Origin of the sequence: Acetivibrio cellulolyticus CD2 (assembly GCF_000179595.2) — a bacterium.
GTDB classification, from domain to species: domain Bacteria; phylum Bacillota; class Clostridia; order Acetivibrionales; family Acetivibrionaceae; genus Acetivibrio; species Acetivibrio cellulolyticus.
In genome coordinates this window covers 197,205-211,153 of the sequence record NZ_JH556651.1, presented here as the reverse complement: position 1 = coordinate 211,153, position 13,949 = coordinate 197,205, and the positions used below count along the sequence as shown (strand labels likewise).

The window sequence follows — 13,949 nt, the reverse complement described above, 5'->3', positions numbered from 1 at the left end:
ATTTAGTCCCACCTAATTCTTTTCCTTCTCAAGTGCCTTAACCACTTCAATCATAATAGCACATTCAATACGCTTTCTCTGCATTTCACAAGCCTTTTCTTCCGGCCTTGTAATATCGCCATTTGAATAATAAGCATTCGCAGGACAACCACCAGAACAATAAAATTTTGCCCAACACTTATCACATTCAGGCTTTGTAAACACATTTACTTTTTCAAACTCCTTACGTAAAGCATCGTTGTTAAAGCCATTATCTAGATCGCCAATCTTAAATCCCTTTCCCCCAACGAACTGATGGCATGGATAAAAATCACCTTCCGGCGTAACTGCAAAGTATTCTGTCCCTGCACCACAAGATGTTATGCGTTTGTATAAGCAAGGGCCATTATATAAATTAATATTAAAATGATAAAACCTAAAGGGTTTACCATTTTTTATTCTATCAACGTATAAAAGTGCCAAATTTTCGTATTCTTTTATTATTTGATCAATATGTTCACTTCTTATATGAAAATCTTCACTTGCACCTACAACAGGTTCCACAGATATTTCATCAAAACCTAAATCTGCCAGGTGGAATACATCTTTTGAAAAATCTAAATTTCTTGAAGTAAAGGTTCCACGAATAAAATAACTTTTTCCCTTCCTACCCTCTACAAGCTTAAGTGCATTTTTAAGTATCTTATCATACGTACCTTTATGTCCTGCATCATACCTTATAGCATCATGAACTTCTTTTCTTCCATCAATACTAATAACCACATTGTTCATGTTCTCGTTTATATACTTAATTTTTTCATCGTCAAGAAGAGTCCCATTTGTTGTAATAGTAAAATAAATATTCTTACCTGAACGTTCTTGAACTTTTTTAGAATACTCAACTGTTTGTTTTATAACATCAAAATTTAGAAGAGGTTCCCCTCCAAAAAAATCTATTTCAACATTTTTTCTAGTACCAGAATTATTTACAACAAAATCTACAGCTTTGAAAGCAACCTCAGCAGGCATAAGACTTTTAGCCACTTTATAGCTTCCCTTTGAGGCAAAACAATATTCACACATAAGATTACAATCATGTGCAACATGGAGACAAAGTGCTTTGATTCCATTATAATCATTAACTCTATTAATAATAGTTTCTTTATCAAACTCAGGAGTAAAAAGCAAACCCTTTTCAACTAATTCATTTATATCCTTGCAAGCTTCTCTTATACTTTCACTATCAAAGCTTCCTTTAAACTTTTCCTCAGCTTGTTGATATGTAAAAGGCTCATCAAAACTACGTAAAAGCTCATACGAAATATCATCAAGAACATTAATACTTCCACTGTTCACATCTACGGCAATATTAATACCATTCATACAAAATACATGTACCACACCAATTCTCCTATCTAAATGCTTCATAATAATAAAGCACATACCTAATTCTAATTTAAATTAGAATTTAAATTCTTATTCTAATTAAATCATTATTCTTCCAGTATCATTTGATCCCCAACCGTCATTCTTTTGCAACATCCTTTAAAAAACTGCATCATCTTGCAAATGGTCATCATACCTGTGCAATGCAATGGAATTATAGCCTCTATATCAAGCTCAAGTAAATATTGCATAGTTTTTTGCAATCTTGTTTCTGATACCGTTTCAAGGTGCATACCGGCTGTCAAACTTATGATTTTGTCCTTAGGAAATAAGCTTTTAACATGTTCTACACAGTTTACAATTCCAGCATGGCTGCAACCTGAAAAAATATGCATCCCCTTACTTCCTTTAATAACCAACATTTGCTCATCCATTATAATATCAATTAAAAGGTTTCCCTTACCATCATCCATATAAAAATTCTTTGGTGCCTCTTCAAAAGATACATTTCTTGGTATTTGCCCTGACAAAAATATTCCTTCACTTAAATCTACCTTATCTTTATTCCTTATAAGTCTTTCAGAAGGAACACCCTTGCCGTCTTTCTGTTCAACCCAAGGTATACCAATATTGTTGCCTAAATCGTTTTTGCCATTATACCTCTTATGAAAAGCATTCTGATTTATATATATTGGTGCTTTCTGATTAACACTGCAAAATTCCGGGACTCCACCAGTATGATCATAGTGTCCATGACTTAATACAAGCATATCAGCCTCTGATAAATCTATGCCCAACTGCTGGGCATTTTGTGAAAACAAATCCGATTGACCTGTATCAAACAAAATGTTTTTATCATCCTTTTGTATCCATAAGGACAGACCATGTTCACCTTTCATATATCTTTTTCTTGAATAATTTTCAGATAATAAACATATTTTTATCATCACATTACTCCTAGCTTTTTATTATGTGCTTTTAAAAAGACTTTGCAATTACAAAGTCTTTTTTAATAACCTTACAGAAAACTTATCTCCGAAAAATTTATCTTCCCTTCGCTATCAACTAACTCTGAATTCGCATGAACATACTCAACTTTTCCAACAAACATTTCATGTGAACCTGTTACTATAGAATCTACAATCGTACACTCAATATTGACAGGACAATCTTTTATAATTGGAGCATTAACCTTTACTCCATCACTTAAATTAACTTTCATCTTTGAAAGCTTGTCTTCATCACGTTTGCTAACACTTCCCAAATAGTCAAACGTTTCCTTGTATTCTTTATCCACTAAATTTACAACAAAACACCCTGACTCTTTAATCATTTTATAAGAATACCTTGACGGAACAATACCCACCATAACCATAGGCGGATCATAACTGCAATTACAGCAATAAGCAACTGCCAACACATTATTTTCTCCATCAAGTCCCCTACAAGATACAAGAACTTTAGTTGCCGGTTGAAGACATGACCTTAAACTTGCCTGTTTCTTATCCATTAAACATTACCCCCAAAAATTTTAATTTAGGTAATTTCAAAAATAACTGGTCATTTTGTTACAACGCACCAGTTATTTTTGAAGAATCACCAAACTTTTTGATATAACCTTATTATTCTTTACTCAAATTCAACTTACTTTCAATCATTTCTATACATCCATCAACATAATTCTTATTAAACTTTTCAATTTCTCCTTTGTCACATAGTTCTGCGAGTTCAGGATCTACCGGCAACCTTCCCAAAAACGGAATTCCCATCTCTTGAGCAACTTTTTCAGCCTTGCTCTCTCCAAACATATTTATTTTCTTCCCACAACCCGGACAAACGGCATAACTCAAGTTTTCAATAATACCAATAATTGGTATATTCATACCTTTAGCCATATTATATGCTTTTTTGACTATAAGAGAAACCAAATCCTGAGGTGAAGTCACAATAATAATTCCATCTAAAGAAACAGATTGAAATACCGTCAACGGAACATCCCCAGTTCCTGGAGGCATATCAAAAAGCAAAAGATCTAAATTTCCCCAAATAACATCCGTCCAAAATTGCTTAACTGTACCGGAAATTAAAGGTCCTCTCCATATAACAGGTGCATCATTTTTTTCTAAAAGAAGATTGATAGACATAATTTTGATATCATTATGCGTTCTAGCAGGATATAAACCAAACTCACTATTTTCTGCTTTGTAATTATCCCCTCCAAATACTTTAGGAATTGAAGGGCCGGTAATATCCGCATCTAAAACACCCATATTATATCCTTTTCTTCTCATAACAACTGCAAGTAAAGAAGTTACCAAGGATTTCCCAACACCACCTTTACCGCTTAAAACTGCAACTGTTTTCTTTATATTATTAAGTTCGTGAGTTTCACATATTAAATCTTCGGGATTTTTTTTCCCTTGTCCGGAACTTTCCATTTTCTTTGTCTCCTTTTGTATGAATAATTATATTAAGTTTACTACAAATTGACAGATATTTTCAAAATCAACAAAATCAACTTAAAAATTTATACTAATTTGCATTCTCAATTTTTTTAATTTCATCAGTAATCCTTTTCCATATATTTTCAATCTCATTACTTACATTTTCATTGCCATCCTCAATAGGTGTTTTAAAATTTCTTAGAGCTTTCACTATCGAAGGATCAAAAGGTATTTTGCCAATAACAGGTACGCCCTCTTTTTCGCAATAAGCTTCAATTTCAGAAGTCACTTCACTGTTTAAATCATATTTATTTATACAAACAAAAGCTGGTATTCCAAAATGCTTTGCAACACCTAAAACTCTTTCCAAATCACTTTGGCCCGATTTTGTAGGCTCACTTACCGCAACTACTGCATCTGCTCCTGTTATAGATGCAATAACTACACAACCTATTCCTGGAGAACCATCAATCAAAACCCAATCTTCGTCCTTTTGAACATTACGTATATTCTTTCTTACCTCAGTAACGAGTTTGCCTGAACCTTCAGCCCCTATATCCAATAAGGCGTGTGAAAAAGTTCCTCTTGAGGTTTTTGATATATATAATTCACCTGTTTTAACTTCTTCCAGATGTATTGCTTTTTGAGGACAGGCCAGAACACAGGCTCCACATCCTTCGCATTTCATAGGTATCATTTTAAATTCATCATTTATTGAATCAAATCTGCAGGTATCTTTGCATATACCACATTTTATACACAAATCAGGGTCAATCACTGCTTCTTTAGCCCCAAAATAGTCCATCTTTTCTTGAACTTCTCCCTTTAATAAAATATGCATATTCGGTGCATCAACATCACAATCGGCAATCATTTTATTTTGTACAATAATACTTAAGGATGATACAAGGGTGCTTTTCCCTGTTCCGCCTTTTCCACTTATAAAAACTATATGTTTCATTTCTTAGCACCCCTTTCTATCTTTTCATAGAGTGTTTTAAATTTATCTGTCCAAAGTTCACTGTCAGAAGCAGGTAAAATCCCTCTTGAATACTTTTCTGCTATATCTTGTGAAAAAGGTATTTCCAATAACAAATCAATACCCTCTTTCTCACAAAATTCATGTATAATCTTACTATCATCAGACGCTTTATTTAGGACTATACCAAAAGGTATTTTCATTTTGCGAACCAGCTGCACTGCTATGTTCAAGTCATGAAGTCCAAAAGGCGTAGGCTCTGTAACAAGAACACAGTAATCACAATCCTCTATTGACTGCACAACTGTACACGATGCCCCAGGAGGACAATCTATTATTACATTCTTATCCTTTTGAATTCGCTTTTTCAAATCCCTCAAAATAGGAATACTTATAGGCTCACTTACGTTAAGCTTTCCTTGAAGAAAAGACTCTTTTTCATTTCCTTCAATAACTCCAATAGTTCTTTCTACTTCATTAATTGCATCATTAGGACATGTCAAAACACACGCTCCACAGTGATGACAAATTTGAGGGAATATCAAAACTTTACCTTTCACTACAGCAATTGCATTAAACTGACAGGCTCTCGCACAATTACCACATTCATTACATTTTGATATATCAACCTCAGGTACAAGTACATTTACTGGGTAACTAACTTCAAAAACGGGTTTTAAAAAAATAGCCCCATTAGGTTCTTCAACATCACAATCTATATACTGACTATTCGGCACTGATACCGCCAAACTTCCAGAAACAGTAGTTTTACCCGTTCCTCCTTTTCCACTTAAAACAGCTATCTTCATCTCAAGCCTCCTTATAAATATATATTAAATCCTCTCTTTTTGAACAAAACCTCAAAACAGCTTGCATTTAAGCAATTTCAATGATTTCAATTTTATTATTAGCCTACAGCATATAAATCTGATTTTAATAGGTGTAATCAAAATTAGGGCTTATGCCCATTAACCATAATCAAAATCATATTACTTTTTTAAACACATGTCAATAAGTATGTTCAAAAAGGCCTATAATATAGTTCTTTCTGATATTTTATTATCACTTAACCACAAAAAAACTCACTAACACTGCTGCTTTGTACCCACAGGAACATAGAAAACAGGTTCTCTATATCTGGAGAACCTGCAACCTAAATTTTAAAGCAACAAATTACTTTTGTTCTTTAAAATTTTTTAATCTTTCTTTTACAAGTTTAAGCTGTGCTTCAAGATTTTCTTCCTGATTTTCCAATACTGCTTTTTCGTCATATATCTGCCCGTTATTTACAGGATTTCTTAAAACACCTGGAACTCCAGTTGCATAAAACATTCTTCTATATCCCCTACCAGCACCTAAACCGCGTCCAAATCCACCTAAACAATTAGCAAAGCCAGGTGTCACTTTACCTGAACAATAACCTGCACCTCTTCCTGTCATTGACCCCATACCCATTGGGCCCGTTCCGTCTCCTCTTGGCATTATAAATCACTCCTTATTGATTTTATTATTGGGCATATGCTCATTATCATTATAGTATTATTATGGGCATATGTCAATAATCTATACAATAATTTTTTTCTAAAATCTTAATGTAGCTTTTAATCTATTAGGATAAGCAAGTAACTCTAGTGCACTTTTAATATCATTTACAACCAAATCTGAGATAAAAACCACAAAAAGAGCTGTTTCATACAGCAACCTTTGTGGCTTGATTTGTCAAAAAATTTATAATATTTTTTAAAGCCTTATATCCCTTTCACCCTTCTCCAAACGTCCAATAGCTTCAACAACATACTGTTTTACTCTATCCTCTTTCATCATACCCAGATATTTACTTATAGCTTTTTCTCCTGCTTCTCTTGTATCCTCAGAGGCAAAATCAAGCAGATATTCCTTCATTGTGAGAATTGCATTAGGCATACAAAAATTATGTACAAAACTGTTTTTTGCAACCTCCATAAAATGTTCTCCTGTCCTTCCTGCCCTATAACATGCAGTACAAAAAGACGGTAAACTGTCCATACCACAAGTTTCCTTAATCACATCATCTAACGAACGAGTATCTCCTAATTGGAATTGTTCCTTATCAGGCAACATATTTGCTTCAGATTTTCTGTAGCCACCAACTCCAATACGGCTTCCCGCATCAATCTGAGACACCCCTAGAGGAATAACTTCTCTTCTTACTTCCGGTTTTTCACGGGCGGTAAGTATCATTCCCGTATAAGGCACTGATAACCTCAATATTGCAACAAGTTTCTTAAATTCCTCGTCACTTACTGCATATTTCAAGTTAGATACATAAGGAGTTCCAATTGCAGGCTCAATTCTTGGGAAAGAAATGGTATGCGGACCAACTCCGTTATATTTTTCTTCCATGTGGATAGTATGATATAAAAGCCCCATCAATTCAAATCTCCAGTCATAAAGACCAAACAAAGCACCAATAGCAACATCATCAAGCCCTACATCTAAAGCTCTGTCTTGTGCATATAACCTCCATCTGTAATTACCTTTGATGGTTCCCTCCGGATGCATTTCCCTATATGTCTTGTGATGATAAGTCTCTTGAAACACTTGGTAAGTGCCTATTCCAACCTCTTTTAGTTTTACAAGTTCTTCTCTTGACAAAGGTGCACAATTAATGTTTGCTCTTCTTATCTCTCCGTTTCCATTTTTAGTTTTATAGACCTGCTTAATGCTATCACACATAAAATCTATGTTAGTTTCCGGTGATTCACCATATACGAGAACAGTCCTTTTTTGACCTTCTCCAATCATAATACTTACCTCTTCGGATATTTCATCCATAGTAAGTGTTCTTCTCTCTATTTCGTTATTTTCACTTCTAAATCCACAATATTTACACTTATTAACACACTTATTACTTATGTACAAAGGTGCAAAGAAAACAATTCTATCTCCGTAAATTTCTCTTTTTAATTTATTGGCAAGTGCATACATCTCATTTATAGTCTCACTATCTTGATTCTGTATAAGAACAGCCATTTCTTCAGGTTCTAGCCTTATCTTATTTGCAGCTTTATCCAACACTCTTCTAACATCACTTTTAGATGGTTTTGACCACTTTTCAAGCTGTCCCCAAATTTTATCATCATCAATAAAATCATTTTCCACTGAATCATATTTCTTAAATTCCTCAGCATACTTATCTAAAAAACTCATTTTAAAAACCTCCCAGACTAAAATTATAATTTAATATTTTGTTTCTAATAAGACCCTTTCAAACGGTTTAACTGCCCTATCTAAAATTCCATGCAGATATGCGAGAATCATTCCATAATTTATCATTGGTACACCAGATTTTATCGAAAAAATTTGTCTATACTCCATTTCTCTACTGTTGAGCATACACGCACCACAATGGACAATCATTTTATATTTTGAAACATCTTCTTTAAAAAAACCTCCCGAAATATGATGGAAATTCATCTTTTTACCGGTTTTTTTCATTAGAAGATTCGGTATTTTTACAGTACCAATATCATCATCTTTTCTGTGATGTGTACAGCCTTCCACCATAAGAATATCATCCTCATCCCTAAGACTCTCAATTACTTTCAAGGCTTTTATAAACAAACTAAGGTTACCCTTCTCATTTGCATATACAATTGAAAAAGACGTAAGTGGAACACTTTCAGGCACTATTGCACTTAACTTGTCAAAAACCTGAGAATCGGTAATAACTAAATCCGGTAATCTTCCTAGCTTCTTTAACGCATGTTCCAATTCAAATTCCTGAGTTACCAATGCCATAGCACCATTATCCAAAATATCTCTCAAAACCTGCTGCTGCGGAAGTATAAATCTTCCCTTAGGTGCTTCTTTATCAATAGGTGTAACCAACACAACTAAATCCTGCTCTTTTACAAGTCCATCAATAAGATGTAACTTATTGTCATCCTCTCTATTAAGCCCTGTAAGTTCCTTAAATAAAGCTTCAACTCCATTACCTGTATAAGCTGAGATTTTTATTACAGGTACCTTTACTCTTTCTTTTAATGTACTAATCAGTTCAAAGTCATTTAAGTTGTCACATTTGTTAACAGCAACAATAAAAGGTATTTTTCTTTCAATAAATTTTTTTGAAAGCTCCTCCTCTAAATCGCCCCACTGTTTCATTCCTGTTGTTACTATAATACCGATATCTGTTTTTCTTAAAACCTCTTTAGTTTTTTCCACTCTAAGATTTCCTAACATCCCCTCATCATCAATACCAGGTGTATCAATAAATACAACAGGACCTAGAGGCAAAACTTCCATGCTTTTATATACAGGATCTGTAGTTGTTCCTGCTATCTCTGAAACTACGGCAACCTTTTGATGAGTCAAAGCATTAATTAAACTTGATTTTCCTACATTTCTCCTGCCGAAAAGTGCTATATGCAATCTATTGCCTCTTGGAGTTTCATTCATTTATTTAATAACCTCCTTATAAATAATTTAAAAGAATAGTTTTTTAAGTGCATAAGGCATTTCTGTAAAGGTTTTGAACTAATGCCCTTTCCAAGAACGTTGAGCTCAAATTGTGAAGTAAGTGCACGTATTTATTATGATGGACAAGTTGACAAGTTAATTAACGAGCAAATTGAGGAAATTTTTGAAAATCATAACGGAAACTATTCTCTTATCTTTGATTCAGAGAATTAATATAAAGACTCCGCTATACTAAATCAACTATGTAGATTAATTCTTTTTTCGTAGGGCTAGAAAACAAAGTTTTTTAATTGTTCACAATTCATAGATTCTCGTTTTTTACGAGCCAACAAATCACAATACTCGTTTTCAAAATGATCATTATGAGCCTTTACATAACCAAACTCAACATACCTATCCTCACAAAGCTGTTCAAGTCTCAACCACATATCAATATTCTTTGCCTTAGTCCCATTTGCAGTACACCAATCGTTTAATTTCCAGTGCACCATCCATTCACTAATTCCTTTGCGAACATACTGTGAATCGGTCACAATTCTCAAATCACCACAATACAACTCTAAAGCTTTAATAACAGCTTGAAGTTCTATAGAAGCAGAATCCTTATATTCACTGCTAAGTTGGTGCTCTTCATAATTCCCATCTAAGTCCTTTTTTAATATGCTGTAGGCACCTTTTTGAAGTTTTTCATCATAGCTTGCATCTGTATAGACCTCGATAAGCTCCTTTTTCTCTTCCTTAATTATAACGCTAATGCTGCCATGGTCTTTAACAACAATGTTGTCTCTATTATTAAAGGCAGCTATATCTTTTCCATCAAGCATAGAAAATTTAAGCTGAAACCCTACATAATAACTATCCGCACGCTTATTATGCAATAGTTTTCTCAATTGATATTCATTGGATAAAAGAAATTGTTGTAAATCATTATTACCCATGATATTTAGCACTTTAGTTTCTATATCAAAAAACAAATCTACTCGATTTTTTTCATCCCAAATTATTAAACTGTATAAACTTCCTTTTCCGTCTACTATCTTTAGTTGCAACTGTTTTATTAACATTATAAACACTCCTTCTCTAACATCAAAAAGCACCCTATCTATCCATGTACATTTTCATAATATCTGTTTGTTTTCAGTTTCTAAACAGCTTTACTTTCAAATATTTTTTACATCCCGCCTGCTTACTGCTTCACTGAATTCTTGTTTCTTTTTAGACCTTATGCTTCTTCCATCAGATATCCGATGCAAATATAAGGTATGACTAAAATATAAGTTCCAACTTTGGATAATGAAAAAATTTGATTTAATGTATTTTCATATTATGAGAATAGGATGTTATTTTTTCATTATCCCTAAGCATGGAATTTTGAACTTGAGGCGAAGCTTATACCATGAACTTATCTACACTAATTTATTTAAATCCTCATAAACAAAAAGTGCTTTTTATCAAGAAAACACAGAAGAATTCCTGATAAAAAGCACATAAAGCTCTCATCAAAATTAATTCTCCTCTGTCTCAGAATTCTCCTTGACGTTAGAACATTAACTAATTTTTCTCATCTCATATTCTTCTCTATAGCATATCTATTTCTCAGCAATGACAATATACTGAGTAGGATTCTGTATGCCATACCGCCATAACCTTCCTTTGATCTCAAGAGACTTTTCTTTGATACATTCATCTTCGAATCTCTCTGAAATTTTATCGCATCCTTCTTCAATTCTTTCAATTTCACTTCTGTTAAACACATCTATATCAGGCTGGTTATATTCTAGAAAGCTAATCTTATTAAATCTAAAATTTCCGACAAGCTGTTTTATTTCATACCTCGTTAAAGTTTCATTATGGCTCATACCAGCTAATCTATCGATTTCAGCTCTTAAATGATGATACATATATCTTGTAATTTGAGCTTCATTTTGTTCATCTCTTATCATTTCATTTATTATCAGAACTCCTCCGGGTCTTAAAACCCTGTACATTTCTGACATTGATGCTTTTCTATCACCAAGGTGGTGTAATGCCCTTGAAATGGATACCATATCAAACATGTCATTGCCATAAGGAATATTTTCAGCCTTTGACTTATGAAACTTTATCCTTGAATTAGTGTATAATTTACTTGCTTTTGCTATTGCATTCTCATTGGGGTCAATCCCTATTATGCTTGTATAGTCTGATATATTTTTACATATCAGGTTGACAAAATACCCTTCTCCTGTTGCCACATCCAATACCGTCTTTATATCTTTTGTTCTATTTTTTATTGCATTCCAAATAACTTCCATAACTTATTCTCCATACTTATTAGACTTTAGTACATAATCTCCAACGTGCACGCCAAGTCTGTCTGCCACAATTGGGCATTTTGCTTTCAGTAAAAAGAATATTTCCCTTTTCTGCTCAGACATGGCTTCATAATTACCCTGACCTTTGCTTATAACTATATCTGCATTGTTATATATCTCAAGGAACTCACTGCTGCATTCTTCAATAATCGTTCCCGGTGCATTACATCCTGAAGAAAGTACTTTAATACTACGGTTGAAATCTGAAGCACACACATCTTCAGCAGTAGCATCGTTTATAATAGGCTCACTTCTGACAGCATATATAATGTTCAGACAAAGGAAATCTTCAATAAGAACCCGGTCAAATACCGTTTCCCCTGCATTGTCTCCTATAATTAGCAATGTCTTGCAGTCTTTCAACAACTTTTCAAACCTCTCTAAATCACAAACTGCAAACTCGCTATCAAGTTCTTTTTCAACCTGGCTTTCCACATCAATATCATTATAAATAGCTGAATCTATAATATTTCCAGTGGCAGCTATCTTTAAGGCCCAATACAGTCTATCCTTCTTTTTAAATAAAAAATGCTTAAGAGACGGGTAAATGCTCAAGGCTGTTTTGATATTCCTGGCTTTTACATCTTTGTATGGATCCGAAACTCCTGTATGCCTTTTTACAATACAATGCATTTCCCTACCAACAGATGGAGAGTACTTATATTCTTCATAATTTTGTATCAGCTTTGCCGTATCGATAATTATTGCTTTCTGAATTTCAAGCTGATCGGTTGCCATTCTGGAGGCATCAAGCACCTGCCTCATAAAACAAGGTAAGCAGTCAAGTTGTATTTCCATTTTGATCCTCTTTCAAATAATTTTAATACTTCATTCCAAGTGTTTATAACAATATTATGAGCTATTGCCCAATATTGTTTATGTTATCATTTTAATAGGCATATGTCAATTATATTGTCAACTCAAAAAGAAGTATTTACCATACTAGTTCTTTTACTAAAGCCACACAAACATTATAAAGCATTTTTAAACATGACAAAATACAGATTTCAATAGTATTATTACAGAATTTCTAACCTTCCAAAATAATTGCTTTTGGAGTATAATAGTTTGGTAATTATTTTTTACTGGGCATAGCCCTAAAATAATTTAATAGCGAAAGGGGAATACAAATAATGAATTTGCCAGATAACTCAGGTTTTTATGGAGAATACGGAGGACGTTTTGTGCCAGAAAGCCTCATAAAAGTATTAGACGAAGTAAAGCAAGCCTTTTACAGATTCAAGGATGATCCAGATTTTCAAAAAGAACTTGATTATTACTTCAAATACTTCGTAGGTCGGCCAAGCCCTTTATATTATGCCGAAAGACTAACAAAACAAATCGGCGGAGCAAAAATATACTTAAAACGTGAAGACCTAAACCACATGGGTGCACACAAAATAAATAATACAATCGGACAGGTTCTTCTTGCAAAACGTCTTGGGAAAAAACGAATTATTGCTGAAACAGGAGCCGGACAGCATGGCGTTGCCACTGCAACCGCATGTGCTTTATTTGAAATGGAATGCATTGTTTATATGGGTGAAGAAGACACACGCAGACAAGCATTAAATGTTTTCAGGATGGAGCTTTTAGGTGCAAAAGTTGTTCCTGTAAAAACAGGAACAAGAACGCTTAAGGATGCTGTTGATGAGGCACTGAATGACTTAATTCAGAATTATGAAAATACATATTATATGTTAGGTTCGACAGTAGGTCCTGATCCATATCCAGAAATAGTGAAACATTTCCAATCAATAATCGGAAGGGAGGTTAAGGAACAAATAATGGAACTTGAAGGCAGGCTTCCCGATTACCTTGTTGCATGTGTCGGCGGAGGCAGTAATTCCATTGGGCTGTTTGCACCTTTCTATGATGACAAGGAAGTTAAAATGGTAGGAGTTGAACCTGCAGGTAAAGGACTTGACACTCCTGATCATGCTGCTACCATATCGCTTGGAAGCCCAGGAGTTATCCATGGTTTTAAATGTTATCTGCTGCAAGATGATAAGGGTGAACCTCTTCCTGTTTATTCAATAGCAGCTGGCCTTGATTACCCTGGAGTAGGTCCCGAACACTCATTTTATAAAGACAGCGGAAGAGCACAATATGTTACAGCTACCGACCAAGATGCCATAGACTCATTTCTTAAACTTTCAAAAGTAGAAGCCATTATTCCGGCAATTGAAAGCTCTCACGCAATATTTTATGGAATGAAGCTTGCAAAAGAACTCGATAAAGACAAAATTATTGTTATAAATCTCTCAGGCAGGGGAGACAAGGACGTTGCAGAAATAGCAAGGATACTTGGCAAATAATTCAAAAATAAATGCATTGGTATAGGGG

13 protein-coding genes are annotated in these 13,949 nt (G+C 34.0%); 1 reads left to right on the top strand and 12 read right to left on the bottom strand.

From position 1 onward, the window contains the following. Window positions 1–12 precede the first annotated feature (12 nt). From scfB to ACECE_RS0201040, 12 genes are all read right to left on the bottom strand, one after another. On the bottom strand, window positions 13–1,407 hold the full coding sequence (scfB, locus tag ACECE_RS0201100) for a thioether cross-link-forming SCIFF peptide maturase (protein WP_040427863.1): 1,395 nt from the start codon (window positions 1,405–1,407) through the stop codon (window positions 13–15). 65 nt (window positions 1,408–1,472) lie between these two features. After that, complete coding sequence (locus tag ACECE_RS26210) at window positions 1,473–2,312, bottom strand: MBL fold metallo-hydrolase (protein ID WP_010243391.1); 840 nt, start codon at window positions 2,310–2,312, stop codon at window positions 1,473–1,475. A gap of 71 nt (window positions 2,313–2,383) precedes the next feature. Beyond that, window positions 2,384–2,875, bottom strand: coding sequence for a flavin reductase family protein (locus tag ACECE_RS0201090; protein ID WP_010243389.1), 492 nt, complete (start codon window positions 2,873–2,875; stop codon window positions 2,384–2,386). A 112-nt stretch (window positions 2,876–2,987) separates the two neighbouring features. After that, a complete protein-coding gene (locus ACECE_RS0201085; RefSeq protein WP_010243387.1) occupies window positions 2,988–3,803 on the bottom strand; it encodes an Mrp/NBP35 family ATP-binding protein in 816 nt (271 codons plus the stop codon). A 94-nt stretch (window positions 3,804–3,897) separates the two neighbouring features. Further along, window positions 3,898–4,770 carry an ATP-binding protein gene (locus ACECE_RS0201080; RefSeq protein ID WP_010243385.1) on the bottom strand — a complete coding sequence of 291 codons (873 nt, stop codon included), beginning with the start codon at window positions 4,768–4,770 and terminating at the stop codon, window positions 3,898–3,900. Continuing rightward, a complete protein-coding gene (locus tag ACECE_RS0201075; protein ID WP_010243383.1) occupies window positions 4,767–5,597 on the bottom strand; it encodes an ATP-binding protein in 831 nt (276 codons plus the stop codon). Before ACECE_RS0201075 ends, ACECE_RS0201080 begins: the two co-directional genes overlap by 4 nt. Window positions 5,598–5,961: 364 nt before the next feature. Next, window positions 5,962–6,270, bottom strand: a complete 309-nt coding sequence (locus ACECE_RS0201070) for a DUF5320 domain-containing protein (RefSeq protein WP_010243381.1) — start codon at window positions 6,268–6,270, stop codon at window positions 5,962–5,964. A gap of 258 nt (window positions 6,271–6,528) precedes the next feature. Continuing rightward, window positions 6,529–7,977, bottom strand: coding sequence for a [FeFe] hydrogenase H-cluster radical SAM maturase HydG (hydG, locus tag ACECE_RS0201065; protein ID WP_010243379.1), 1,449 nt, complete (start codon window positions 7,975–7,977; stop codon window positions 6,529–6,531). Between the two features lie 30 nt (window positions 7,978–8,007). Then, entirely contained in the window at window positions 8,008–9,228 is a 1,221-nt protein-coding gene (gene hydF / locus ACECE_RS0201060; RefSeq protein ID WP_010243377.1) for a [FeFe] hydrogenase H-cluster maturation GTPase HydF, read from the bottom strand. 290 nt (window positions 9,229–9,518) lie between these two features. Continuing rightward, window positions 9,519–10,313: a ribonuclease H family protein gene (locus tag ACECE_RS0201050; protein WP_010243375.1), complete on the bottom strand. Its 795-nt coding sequence runs from the start codon at window positions 10,311–10,313 to the stop codon at window positions 9,519–9,521. A 525-nt stretch (window positions 10,314–10,838) separates the two neighbouring features. Continuing rightward, window positions 10,839–11,543 carry a class I SAM-dependent methyltransferase gene (locus ACECE_RS0201045; RefSeq protein ID WP_010243373.1) on the bottom strand — a complete coding sequence of 235 codons (705 nt, stop codon included), beginning with the start codon at window positions 11,541–11,543 and terminating at the stop codon, window positions 10,839–10,841. Between the two features lie 3 nt (window positions 11,544–11,546). Then, a complete protein-coding gene (locus ACECE_RS0201040; RefSeq protein ID WP_010243371.1) occupies window positions 11,547–12,401 on the bottom strand; it encodes a damage-control phosphatase ARMT1 family protein in 855 nt (284 codons plus the stop codon). A gap of 335 nt (window positions 12,402–12,736) precedes the next feature. Between ACECE_RS0201040 and trpB the strand changes: the two genes are divergently transcribed. Continuing rightward, window positions 12,737–13,921, top strand: coding sequence for a tryptophan synthase subunit beta (trpB, locus tag ACECE_RS0201035; protein ID WP_010243369.1), 1,185 nt, complete (start codon window positions 12,737–12,739; stop codon window positions 13,919–13,921). The last annotated feature ends 28 nt before the right edge of the window (window positions 13,922–13,949 follow it).

What these genes read in the sequence shown, in the direction of transcription:
- ACECE_RS0201080 (WP_010243385.1), bottom strand. Translation starts at nt 4,770, where the DNA reads ATGAAACATATAGTTTTTATAAGTGGAAAAGGCGGAACAGGGAAAAGC.
- ACECE_RS0201070 (WP_010243381.1), bottom strand. Translation starts at nt 6,270, where the DNA reads ATGCCAAGAGGAGACGGAACGGGCCCAATGGGTATGGGGTCAATGACA.
- ACECE_RS0201075 (WP_010243383.1), bottom strand. Translation starts at nt 5,597, where the DNA reads ATGAAGATAGCTGTTTTAAGTGGAAAAGGAGGAACGGGTAAAACTACT.
- hydG (WP_010243379.1), bottom strand. Translation starts at nt 7,977, where the DNA reads ATGAGTTTTTTAGATAAGTATGCTGAGGAATTTAAGAAATATGATTCA.
- trpB (WP_010243369.1), top strand. Translation starts at nt 12,737, where the DNA reads ATGAATTTGCCAGATAACTCAGGTTTTTATGGAGAATACGGAGGACGT.
- ACECE_RS26210 (WP_010243391.1), bottom strand. Translation starts at nt 2,312, where the DNA reads ATGATAAAAATATGTTTATTATCTGAAAATTATTCAAGAAAAAGATAT.
- ACECE_RS0201085 (WP_010243387.1), bottom strand. Translation starts at nt 3,803, where the DNA reads ATGGAAAGTTCCGGACAAGGGAAAAAAAATCCCGAAGATTTAATATGT.
- ACECE_RS0201050 (WP_010243375.1), bottom strand. Translation starts at nt 10,313, where the DNA reads ATGTTAATAAAACAGTTGCAACTAAAGATAGTAGACGGAAAAGGAAGT.
- ACECE_RS0201040 (WP_010243371.1), bottom strand. Translation starts at nt 12,401, where the DNA reads ATGGAAATACAACTTGACTGCTTACCTTGTTTTATGAGGCAGGTGCTT.
- hydF (WP_010243377.1), bottom strand. Translation starts at nt 9,228, where the DNA reads ATGAATGAAACTCCAAGAGGCAATAGATTGCATATAGCACTTTTCGGC.
- ACECE_RS0201045 (WP_010243373.1), bottom strand. Translation starts at nt 11,543, where the DNA reads ATGGAAGTTATTTGGAATGCAATAAAAAATAGAACAAAAGATATAAAG.
- scfB (WP_040427863.1), bottom strand. Translation starts at nt 1,407, where the DNA reads ATGAAGCATTTAGATAGGAGAATTGGTGTGGTACATGTATTTTGTATG.
- ACECE_RS0201090 (WP_010243389.1), bottom strand. Translation starts at nt 2,875, where the DNA reads ATGGATAAGAAACAGGCAAGTTTAAGGTCATGTCTTCAACCGGCAACT.